The 10,636-nt window shown below is 64.2% G+C and carries 11 protein-coding genes; 3 read left to right on the plus strand and 8 right to left on the minus strand.

Translation table 11 applies throughout. The features are described from left to right. Window positions 1-99: 99 nt before the first annotated feature. Genes NKG95_RS33535 through NKG95_RS33560 form a run of 6 tightly spaced genes read right to left on the minus strand, consistent with a single transcriptional unit; the run spans window position 100 to window position 6,079 of the window. The gene (locus tag NKG95_RS33535; RefSeq protein WP_023719909.1) at window positions 100-681 is read right to left on the minus strand and encodes an NAD(P)H-dependent oxidoreductase; all 582 of its coding nucleotides are present in this window, start codon (window positions 679-681) and stop codon (window positions 100-102) included. Then, a complete protein-coding gene (locus NKG95_RS33540; RefSeq protein WP_353043797.1) occupies window positions 678-2,075 on the minus strand; it encodes an FAD-binding oxidoreductase in 1,398 nt (465 codons plus the stop codon). Before NKG95_RS33540 ends, NKG95_RS33535 begins: the two co-directional genes overlap by 4 nt. Then, complete coding sequence (locus NKG95_RS33545) at window positions 2,075-3,373, minus strand: cytosine deaminase (protein WP_352791268.1); 1,299 nt, start codon at window positions 3,371-3,373, stop codon at window positions 2,075-2,077. The genes NKG95_RS33540 and NKG95_RS33545 overlap by 1 nt, the downstream gene beginning before the upstream one ends. A 17-nt stretch (window positions 3,374-3,390) precedes the next feature. Further along, window positions 3,391-4,242, minus strand: a complete 852-nt coding sequence (locus tag NKG95_RS33550; protein ID WP_353043796.1) for an ABC transporter permease — start codon at window positions 4,240-4,242, stop codon at window positions 3,391-3,393. Continuing rightward, a complete protein-coding gene (locus tag NKG95_RS33555) occupies window positions 4,229-5,071 on the minus strand; it encodes an ABC transporter ATP-binding protein (RefSeq protein WP_352861031.1) in 843 nt (280 codons plus the stop codon). Before NKG95_RS33555 ends, NKG95_RS33550 begins: the two co-directional genes overlap by 14 nt. A gap of 3 nt (window positions 5,072-5,074) precedes the next feature. Beyond that, a complete protein-coding gene (locus tag NKG95_RS33560) occupies window positions 5,075-6,079 on the minus strand; it encodes an ABC transporter substrate-binding protein (RefSeq protein ID WP_023719905.1) in 1,005 nt (334 codons plus the stop codon). Window positions 6,080-6,355: 276 nt separating this feature from the next. Here NKG95_RS33560 and NKG95_RS33565 point away from each other — a divergent pair, with 276 nt between their 5' ends. Then, on the plus strand, window positions 6,356-6,739 hold the full coding sequence (locus NKG95_RS33565; RefSeq protein WP_352640494.1) for a RidA family protein: 384 nt from the start codon (window positions 6,356-6,358) through the stop codon (window positions 6,737-6,739). Between the two features lie 108 nt (window positions 6,740-6,847). Then, a complete protein-coding gene (locus NKG95_RS33570) occupies window positions 6,848-7,651 on the plus strand; it encodes a creatininase family protein (RefSeq protein WP_023719903.1) in 804 nt (267 codons plus the stop codon). Here the strand turns inward: NKG95_RS33570 and NKG95_RS33575 are convergent, their stop codons facing one another. Continuing rightward, window positions 7,652-8,161 carry a tyrosine phosphatase family protein gene (locus NKG95_RS33575; RefSeq protein ID WP_023719902.1) on the minus strand — a complete coding sequence of 170 codons (510 nt, stop codon included), beginning with the start codon at window positions 8,159-8,161 and terminating at the stop codon, window positions 7,652-7,654. Further along, a complete protein-coding gene (gene cobD / locus NKG95_RS33580) occupies window positions 8,158-9,216 on the minus strand; it encodes a threonine-phosphate decarboxylase CobD (RefSeq protein WP_352844392.1) in 1,059 nt (352 codons plus the stop codon). The genes NKG95_RS33575 and cobD overlap by 4 nt, the downstream gene beginning before the upstream one ends. Between cobD and cbiB the strand changes: the two genes are divergently transcribed. After that, window positions 9,215-10,186 (plus strand): adenosylcobinamide-phosphate synthase CbiB, encoded by a 972-nt coding sequence (cbiB, locus tag NKG95_RS33585; protein ID WP_352590124.1) that lies wholly within the window; start codon window positions 9,215-9,217, stop codon window positions 10,184-10,186. The two genes, cobD and cbiB, sit on opposite strands and share 2 nt — an antisense overlap. Window positions 10,187-10,636 lie beyond the last annotated feature (450 nt).

Consider the following 10,636-nt stretch of genomic DNA (forward strand, 5'->3'; position numbering starts at 1 on the left):
CTGCCATCGCGATTCCCTCAGACCGTCCACCTCAGAGAATCACAATCAGCGAATTACGCAACAGGCCCGCAAGGGGAGAAGGAAAAATTCCCTCCCGCGTCAGAACGCGTCCATCCTGGCCGCGACCTTCGCCACGAACCTCGTCCGCGTCTCGCCGGTCGACAGGTTCATCGAGTAATGCGCGAGGTAGGAAACCGAGCCGCCGGGCTTGATCGTCGCACGCAGCACCCGTTTGACCAGCTTGCGCGGTGGGTCGCCCATCAGCATGGCGCGGAACCGGCCGCCGCCATAGGTGGTGACCGCCGCCACCTTGCGAATGTTGTGCAGCGACGGCTGCACCTTGCCGTCGACCAGCTTGAACGACACGCCGGGCAGGAAGACCCGATCGAAAAAGCCTTTCAGAATGGCCGGATAGCCGAAGTTCCACACCGGAAATGACAGCACCAGCGCCTCGGCCCACAGCAAGCGCTCGACATAAGGCGACGCCGGATCGCCGTCGCTGCGTTCGTCGTGATAGGACAGCCGTTCGGCCCGCGTCAGCCTGGGATCGAAACCCTCGGCATAGAGATCGCAGTCGTCCACGACATGGCCGGCGGCCTTCAGGCGCTCGACGATGGTCCGGTGCAGGCCGGCATTGAAGCTGGTCTCGACCGGATGAGCGTAGAGGACGAGGACGTTCAACCCGTCTTCTCCAGCCCCTTGAACAGGAACGACTTGCCTGAGCGATAATCATAGTCCGGGTTTTCCCAGGCGATCATCTTGCCCGGATTGAGCAGCCCTTGCGGGTCGGTCTCACGCTTGAAAGCCAGTTGCACTTCATCCGTCCGCTTCATGCCGCCTTCTTCCAGCGTGTAGCGGTGCGGGTTGAAGATCCAGCAGCCATTGTCTTCGTGGATGCGGATGATCTCGTCCAGCCGCTCCGCCGTGGTGAAGCGCACCAGCGGCAATCCGGCGATGCCGATGGCGCCATCGAAGCGGATAAATTCGAGATGCGCCGGCACCTCGTCGCCGAAGCGTTCGACCATAGCCTTGACGTGACCGAGGTGGTCCGGCGACGGGTAGCGGGTCTGCAGATAGGTGATCGTCGGGTCGACCCGGATGGCGCGCAGCGTGGTGTGGTTCCAGGTCAGCTCATAGGCCGGCGGCAGCCCCTTGAGATCGGCCTCCTTATCGGCGCGAAAGACGATCTCGCCCTTACTGCGCGCAGTGAAGGCGAGGAAGGCATCCATCGCATGCGGCGCGATCATCAGGACGACGATGCTTTGGCCGCGCCGGAAAAACCGCTGGTGGCGCTTGAAGTAATCGTAGGGGATGGGTGCTGCTATCGGCGTGATCAGCTTCGCCAGGATGCCGTCCTGGATGGCGAGATCGTTGCCGAAGCCGGCCGCATCCATGAAATCGTCGAAGCCGACGATGACGTCGATCCAGTCATAACTGGCGGTTAGCGGCATCTCGACTTCGGTGATGATGCCGTTGGTGCCGTAGGCGTGCATCACTTTCAGCACGTCCTCGCCGGTGAGCTCCATGACGCGGGGCTGTGCCTCCATCGTCACGGTCCTCAGCCGGATGACGTTGCCGAGGTCGCGCAAGCCGCCCCAGCGGATCGAGCCAATACCGCCGGAGCCGCCGGCGACGAAGCCGCCGATCGATGCCGTGTTGTAGGTCGACGGCGACATGCGGAGCTCCTGGCCGGAATGCGCCCGCGTCGCCTTGTCGATGTCGGCGAGCACGGCGCCGGGACCGGTGACGACACGACCGGGCGCGATCGCCTTGATCGCGTTCATCTCGGCGAGATTGAGCACGACGCCGCCGGACAGGGGCATCGCCTGCCCGTAATTGCCGGTGCCGCTGCCGCGCGGCGTCACCGGCACGCCATGCCGGTAGCAGGCGGCGAGCACGCGGACGACCTCGTCTTCCGTTTTCGGCGTCACGATCAGGTCGCCGGTGACATGCTCGAGCTGCTGCTTCAGCACCGGGCTGTACCAGTAGAAGTCGCGGCTCTTCTGCTGGACGATCGCCGGATGGTCGTCGACCTTGAGGCCGTCCAGGTCGCGCTTGAGCGCCGCAATATCCATCATTCCACCATCAGATCATCGAGTTCGGCATAATCGGGCAGCTGGCGTTCGATCGCCTGGCCGTCGCGCACCACGATGCGATCCGATTCGGGCCGCGACAGCAATTCCGTCCAGCTTCGCCCCTTGAAGACGACGAAATCGGCCGGCCCTCCGGCGGCAAGCGTGCCGAAACCATCGAGCCGCATCACCTTGGCCGGCGTCGCTGTCACCGCTTGCGGCCAGTCAGCGACGGGATGGTCGAGATGCAGGATGCGCGTCGCCGTGCGATAGACCTCCAGCATGTCGAGATCGCCATAGGCGTAGAACGGGTCGCGCGTATTGTCGGAGGCGACGGCGACGGCAATGCCGCGCGCCTTCATCTCGTGCAGCAGCGTCACCCCGCGCCAGCGCGGCGTGGTGTTATCGCCGCGCCGGTCCTGCAAATAGAGATTGCACATCGGCAGCGACACCACCGCCAGGCCGGCCTTGGCGACCTTGTCCAGCGTGTCGAGCACCTCGAGATCGGGCTGGCGCGCCAGCGAGCAGCAATGGCCGACCAGGATGTTCCCGTCAAAACCGTTCCAGAGGGCGGCTTCGGCAATCTTCTTGAGCGAGATCGCCGAGACATCGTCGGTCTCGTCGGCATGGAAATCGAGGTCGAGGCCATGCTTGATCGCCTGCGCAAACACCTGGTCAAGCAGTTCCTCGAGGTCCGGCACCATATAGGTGACGACGCCGAGCACGCCCTTGGCGGCAGCCACCCGCTTGGCCAGCCTCTCGAACCATTTCCTGTCGCGCACGCCTTCGATGCCGAGCAGGCAGGCCGCCTGCAGCTCGATGCGGCCGCGCCATTTCTCCCGCATCGTCTCGAACACCGGCCAGGAGATCTCTTCCTGCGGCGCAACGCTGTCGAGATGCGTACGCAGCGCCTTGGTGCCATGCGCATAGGCAGAGCGCAGCGAAAAATCCATGCGGCGGGCAACGTCGTCGGCGCTCCAGTGCGCCGCGCGGTCGGCGCCCGTTGCGTTCAGCGCGCCCATGAAGGTGCCGTCCGGGTTCGGCTTTCGAGGCCAGATATGGCCCTTGTCGATATGGGTGTGGCAGTCGACGAAGCAGGGCAAGACGATCCGGCCGCCAAGGTCGATGGCGCCTGCCTGTGCGTTGGATCGATGCGCCGTAATCCCGGAGATCTTGCCATCGGCGATGGCGATATCCGCGAGCCCAAACCCGTCGGTATCGAAGGCTCCAGAAAAGCCCGGCGTCAGTGAGGCATGAAGCCGAACCTTGGCGAGATGGTAGGAACCAGAAGCTGGTATCAAGGCGGCGCTGCCCACCATCACCGCTCCTGCCTCAGCGCGCTCTCGTGCCAGCGCCGCAAAATGAGATGCGAAATCAGCGACAGCACCAGGAAGATCAGGATGCCCGTGAGCGAGATCAGGATCAGCGCCGCGAACAGCCTTGGTGCGTTGAGCCGGTAGCCGGCCTCGATGATGCGCGAGGCTAGGCCGGACGACTGGCCGGTGGCGCCGGCGACGAACTCTGCCACCACCGCGCCGATCAGCGACAGGCCGCCGGCGATCTTCAGCCCGCCGAGGAAATAAGGCATCGCCGCCGGCAGCCGCAAATAGCGCAATTGCTGCCAGCGGGTGGCGCCGTTGAGCTTGAACAAATCGCGCAGATTGCGCTCGACGGAATTGAGGCCGAGCGTGGTGTTGGAGAGGATCGGGAAGAAGGCGACGATCCAGGCGCAAAGCAAAAGCTTTGTCGTCTGGTTGTCGACATAGATATTGATCAGCGGAAAGATCGCGACGATCGGCGTCACCTGCAGCACGATGGCGAAGGGAAAGAACGACATCTCCACCCATTTCGACTGCGCGAACAGCACTGCCAGCCCGACGCCGCCGATGACGGCGAGAAGCAGGCTCAAGAAGGTGATCCTGAGTGTCACCAGCAGCGAGGAGAACAGCAGCCCGGCATCGTCGTGCAGCGTCTGCAGCACCACGCCGGGACGCGGCAGGATATATTTCGGGATGTCGTTCCAGACGCAGACGCGGTCCCACAGCCAGATCGCCAGGATCATGATCGCCAGCGGCAGCAGCCATCTGCCGATGCGCTCGAAGCGCTCTTGGCGAACGCGACGCGCCTCCTCCGGGTCGAGCGCCAGGATTTGTTCTTCAATGGCCGTCATGATGCGGTCCGGCAGTTGAGTTGATGGCGCCGATCAGCACGTCGGATGCCTGGCGGCAGAGCGCGGCATAGTCGGGCGAGGTGCGAAACGCCTCGTCGCGCGGATAGGACGCATCGACGGCGAGCTCGGCAAACACCCGGCCCGGCCGCGCCGCCATGACGACGACGCGGTTGGAGAGGAAAACGCTTTCGAAGACGCTGTGGGTGACGAAAACGACGGTGAAACGTTCATCCTGCCACAGCTCCAGCAGATCGTTGTTGAGCTTGAAGCGGGTGATCTCGTCGAGTGCTGCGAACGGCTCGTCCATCAACAGAATCCGCGGCTTGGTCACCATGGCCCGGGCAATCGAGACGCGCATCTTCATGCCGCCCGACAATTCGCGCGGCACGGCATTCTCGAAGCCGGTCAGGTGAACCCTCGCCAGCATCTCCATCACCGCCGGCGCCGCCTTGGCCCGCGACACGCCCTTCAGCCGCAGCGGCAGCCAGACATTGTCGAAGACATCGGCCCAGGGCAGCAGCGTCGGCTCCTGGAAGACGAAGCCGATATTCGAACGGTCGCCGATAGTCGAACGATCGAGGGCGCCGCTGCCGCGCCAGTCGAGCACACCCGAGGTCGGCGTCGACAGCCCGGCGATCAGCCGCAGCGCCGTCGATTTGCCGCAGCCCGACGGCCCGAGCAGGCTGAGGAAATCGCCTTCCCGGATCGTCAGCTCGACATTGCTGAGCGCGGTGACGCCGTTGGAAAACACCTTGCCGACGCCACGCAGCGCCAACAGCGTCGGCCCCGATACGCTTCCTGGCTGTTGCGCCACTTTCTCCAGCTTCACGGCCTACTTCTTCAGGTCGAGCCCGACGCTCTTGTTGACGAAGGCCAGCGTGTAGGCCTTCTTGATGTCGATGCCCGCCGGTGTTACCTTGGCCTTGACCATCTTGTCGTAAAAACTCTGGATGCGCGCATCGGTCATGGCGCCGATGCCGAGCTTTTCGCTGTCGCCGGAATCGACCACGCCGAACTTCTTCAGCTGCTCGATCGAGAAGGCGATCTGCTCATCCGTCATGTCCGGATTTTCCTTCTTGATCATCTCGTTGGCGGCCTTGTTGTCGCCGTAGAGATAATTGTACCAGCCCTTGGCCGAGCCATCGACGAAGCACTGGACCACCTCGGGCCGCTTGTCGACCGTCTCCTGCATGGTTTCGACCGTCGTTGCATATGTGTCCCAGCCATAGTCGGCCAGCAGGAACTGGTTCGGCGTGAAACCGCCCTGCTTCTGGACGGCGAATGGCTCCGAGGTGACGTAGCCCTGCTGGATCGACTTCTTGTTGGCGATGAACGGAGCCGGGTTGAAAGTGTAGGGCACGCGTTTTGCGGCATCGAAGCCGAGGTCGGTGACCATCCACTGGAAGAAGGTCTGCGCACCTTCGTCGCCGAGGATGTACTGGTCGGCGTTCTTCAGGTCTTCCCATTTGTCCAGCCCCTGGCCGGGATGGGACATGATGACCTGCGGGTCCTTCTGGAAGTCGGCGGCCACGACGCGCATCGGTATGCCTTGCTGCACGGCATCGAAGGCCGACAGCAGATTGCCGCCCATGTAGAAATCGATCTTACCTGCGAGCAGCAGCGGCCGGCCGCTGACCTGTGGGCCGCCCTGCATGATCGTCACGTCGATGCCGCATGCGGCATAGGTACCATCCACCACGGCTTGGTAGTAACCGCCATGTTCCGGCTCGGCCAGCCAGTTGGTGCCGAAGGTGACTTTTTCGTTCGCTGCCGCGGCAAGCGTACCTGCGCCAAGCAGCACGATCACGCCCGCCGAAATCTTGAGTCTTCCGTACATCCACACCACCCTTTGTTCGCTCCGGCGCATCACGCGCCGGGCTCGACACCATTGTTTCAAGAAGCAAGACACATGCCACCGGCGCGTTGCGTCGGGACCGCCCGCTTGTGCAATGCCCGCCTGTGCAATGGCGGCGCGAAGGCCGGACGGGTCATGCTGTACGGAAGGCATCGTGCCTATTTTTTGATCGCCTGTCCACAATCGCCCTCGTGACATGCACCGCCATCTTGATGCCCGCCTACATCCAGCTTTACGCTGCCGTGAACGGAGATTGCCATGTTCAAATTTCTCACGCCGAAGTCGATCAAGCCGCCCTTCGCCCGCTACAGCCATGGCGTCGAGCTGCCGCCCGGCAAGCGGCTGGTGCTGTGTTCGGGCCAGGTCGCGATCACAGCGGACGACCAGATCCCCGAGGAGGCCGGCGCACAGGCCGAGCTCTGTTTCCAGAACATAGCGGCGATTCTCGGCGAGGCCGGGCTCGGCCTGTCCGACATCGTCCGCATCAACGCCTACGTCACCGACCGCGCCTTCCTGCGGCCCTATATGGAGGTTCGCGACCGGCTGTTCGCCAGTCCGGCGCCGGCCTCGACGCTGATGATCGTGTCCGGCTTTGCCCGGCCGGAGTTTAAGGTCGAGATCGAGGTCATCGCGGCGGGTTGAGGAGCGCTGGCCAGCGGCTGGAATCGACAGGCCGATGATCTCAAGTTACACGACAAAGGTTGGTGCCGCCCCTCATCAAGCGCGCATCCAGTCTCTTCGAGGTAAAAAATGGCCGGAACAAAAAAACGCGTATGGTGGGGTGACTACCGGACCACCGAATACGCGACCGTCGATCCTGAGGCGACCATTGCCGTTCTGCCGCTGGCGGCGATCGAGCAGCACGGGCCCCATCTGCCGGTTTCGACCGACACCTCGATAATGAACGGCATGCTGGAAACGGTGATCGCGCGCCTGCCCGGCGATCTCGACATCCGCATCCTGCCGGTTCAGGCGGTGGGCAAGTCGAACGAGCATTTGCATGCGCCCGGCACCCTCACTCTGCCGGCGACGACCCTGGTCGAGGCGTGGACCGAACTTGGCCTGTCGGTCGCACGCGCCGGCGTGCGAAAACTGATTGTCGTCAACTCGCATGGCGGCAATGAGGAGATCATGGGCATCGTCACCCGCGAATTGCGCGTGCGGGCAAAGATGCTGGCGGTAAAGACCAGCTGGCAACGGTTTGGCCGGCCGGCCGGCATGTACACCGACCTCGAAGACCGCCACGGCATTCATGGCGGCGACGTCGAGACCTCGCTGATGCTGCACTTCCGGCCCGACCTCGTCGACATGGCCAAGGCCGATAATTTCGTGTCCAAGGTCGCCCGCGCCGAAAAGGAATTTTCGCTGCTGCGCCACACCGGAACACACGCCTTCGCCTGGATCGCCAGCGACCTCAACCCGAATGGCGTGGTCGGCGACGCCAGCATTGCAACCGCCGAAAAAGGCCGGCTCACCGCCGAGCATCAAGCCGACGGCTTCATCAGCTTGCTGAAGGACGTGCGCAAGGCAAAGCTGGCGGATTGGCTGGCGTAACTAGCCCTCGATCCTCAGCGCAAACGGCGTGCCCTCAAACGCTTCGGCGCCGCGCCCGATCGCCTCGATGGCGCGGCTCATGCGGCCGTCGCGCTCGAGCAGTGCGTCGGCAATTGCGATCAGCCGCGGATTGGGTGTCGCCGTGGGCGACAGCGCGCGCAGCGTCTTGGCCAGTTCGGCTTCGTCGCGCTTCGGCGCCAGCGCTGCCGCGATAATGTAGGCCGAGGCGGTCGACCGGCTGATGCCGGCATAGCAATGCACCACCAGCGGCCGCGAGCGATCCCATTGGCGGGCGAAATCGAGCAGGTTCAAGACATGCTCCTCGCCCGGCATGGTCATGCCCTCCTGCGCTACCGCAATGTCGTGCATGACCAGGTGCAGATGGTTTTCCCTGGTGATCGAGGCCGGCCGCATCACCTCCGTGCCGGCAGCGAGCAGCGAAAGCAGCCGCCCGGCCCCGGTCTTCGTCACCGTTTCCTCGACTTTGGACAGCGAGCAGACATGGATCATTGGATCGTTTCTCCCTTGGCATCATCGTCGCGCCGCGAGGCCCAGCCGGCAAGCGCTGATTCGAGCCGCCGCCATTCTTCGTCGGCTCCCGGTAGGCCGGCGCGCAACACATCCGGCCGGTCGGCGAAATGCCGAAGCAGGATGCCGCGCTGGCCGAGCACCGAAAACAGGCGGGCGGCGTTCGCCAGCCTGATATAGCGGAACAGCGCGGTGCCAGCGGCGACAGGCACGCCGAACCGGCCGAACAGCGCATCGAGCCGTGCGGCATCCTCGGCCAATCGGCGCCGCATCCCGGCCTGCCAGCCGGTATCGGCAAGCGCCCTTATGCCATATTCGAGCGCCGGCCCGGAAATCGCCCATGGCCCGAATTGCGCCTGCAGCCGCTCGACCGTCAGCGCGTCGGTCAATGCAAAGCCAAGCCGCAGGCCGGCCAGGCCGAAGAACTTGCCGAACGAGCGCAGCACGACGATGCCGCCCTGGTCGACATCGCCAGCGAGACTTTCGCTGCGTGGGCCGACATCCATGAAGGCTTCGTCGACGACCAGCAGCCCGCCTCTGGCGCGCAATTTTGCGGCAAGTCGAAGCAATCTTTCGCGCTCGACGACGCGCCCGTCCGGGTTGTTGGGATTGACGACGACGGCAAGGTCGGCCGCCGCCAAGGCTTCGAAATCATCGACTTCAGCCGCCGCATGGCCGGCGATCGCCGCTGCCCGCCGATGCTCGGCATAAGTCGGCCCGAGCACCAGCGCCCTGCCCGGGCTGACCAGCGAAGCGACGCGCGGCAACAGGATCTGCGTGCCGGGCGCCGCTGCGACATTCGCCGCCGATGGAGCGCCATAGGCGCTTGCCGCGACTTCGGCCAATTCGCGGGCACGCGCTGCTTCCGGCAATCGCGACAGGGCGGTGGCGGGCAAATCGAAAAGCGGGTAGGAGTGCGGATTGATCCCGGTCGAGAGGTCGACGAAAGGCAGCGGCGCGTGAGGGAAAAGCGCCCTCGCCCGGCCGAGGCTTCCGCCGTGGTCCACTGCCGCCGTCACTCCATCAAGAGACTTCATGTCGATCCTGATCACTTTCCTGTCGCTGGCCATCGAACTTGTACTCGGCTACCCGGCCCAGCTCTTCGATGCCATTGGCCATCCCGTCACCTGGTTCGGCAGGCTGATATCCTTTCTCGACGGCAGGCTCAACCGCGCCACTGATTCCGACGCCCACCGTCGCCGCTGGGGCGTGCTCGCGCTGCTGGTCATCGTGCTGGTGCCGGCCGCCCTCGCCTTCTGGATCGAAGCCATGCTTTGGAGCATTCCCCTCGGCTTGTTGGTCATCGCAATCCTGGCGACGTCGCTGCTGTCGCAGAAGAGCCTGGCCGAGCATGTCGAAGCGGTGGCCGACGCCCTCGACAGCGGCGGACTGGACATGGGCCGCATTGCCGTCTCGCGGATCGTCGGCCGCGACCCGGAAAAGCTCGACAGGGCCGCTGTCTGCCGCGCCGCGATCGAAAGCCTGGCCGAGAACTTCTCCGACGGCGTCGTCGCGCCGGCGTTCTGGATCGGCGTTGGCGGGCTCGCCGGCGGCGTCGCCTACAAGGCCGCCAACACCGCCGATTCGATGATCGGCCACCGCACCCCGCGCCACGAGGCCTTCGGCTGGGCGGCGGCGCGCTTCGACGATTGGATCAACCTGCCGGCATCACGGCTGACGGCGCTGCTGATCGTGCTTGCCGCTTTCCTGGTCAAGGGCGCCGATGCCAAAGCCGCCTGGCATGCTGTGCGGCGCGATGCGAAAAAACACCGCTCGCCCAATGCCGGCTGGCCGGAAGCAGCGATGGCCGGTGCGCTCGGCCTGGCGCTCGCCGGCCCCCGTTCCTATGACGGCGTCATGGTCGAAGACGCGTTGATGGGCGAAGGCGGCCGCCGCGACGATATCGAGAGCACCGACATCCGACGGGCGCTGAAACTTTACCGGGTCGCCGACTTACTGCTGATCGCGCTGTTCGGGGTGGTCGCAGTGGTTGTTATCTTGGCGTGACCTGCGCCCGAGATCGAGCGGAAACAAAAAACCCGCCAAGCGGCGGGTCGTTGGAGCCAGTTAGCACCATAGCGAGATTAGTACCATAGCTGCCGGCACAAAGCAAGAACAAAATTGCTGTGCCCAAAGAATAATCGCCCCAGCTTTGCGCTTCTCATTCCCTGCCTTTGACGTTCGAGGTTGGCGAAATCCGAAGCGCCATCCAATCTCCCCCCTCGCGGGGGAGATGTCCGGCAGGACAGAGGGGGGCGCGAAGGATCGCCAGCCTCTTGACCGTTCACCTGCTAATGACGGTCTGACGACGTAGTTGTCTCCGACTGACAGGCCGAGGGACAGTGCCCCCCTTTGCCCTGCCGGGCATCTCCCCCACAAGGGACCTGTTGCGCAGTCATGAGCAAAAGCTTGCGGCGGCGGGGTTGCGGCGGTTGTTCGCTTGTTTGCGGGGGATTT

This window comes from Mesorhizobium sp. M1423 (assembly GCF_040317575.1).
Classification (GTDB): domain Bacteria; phylum Pseudomonadota; class Alphaproteobacteria; order Rhizobiales; family Rhizobiaceae; genus Mesorhizobium.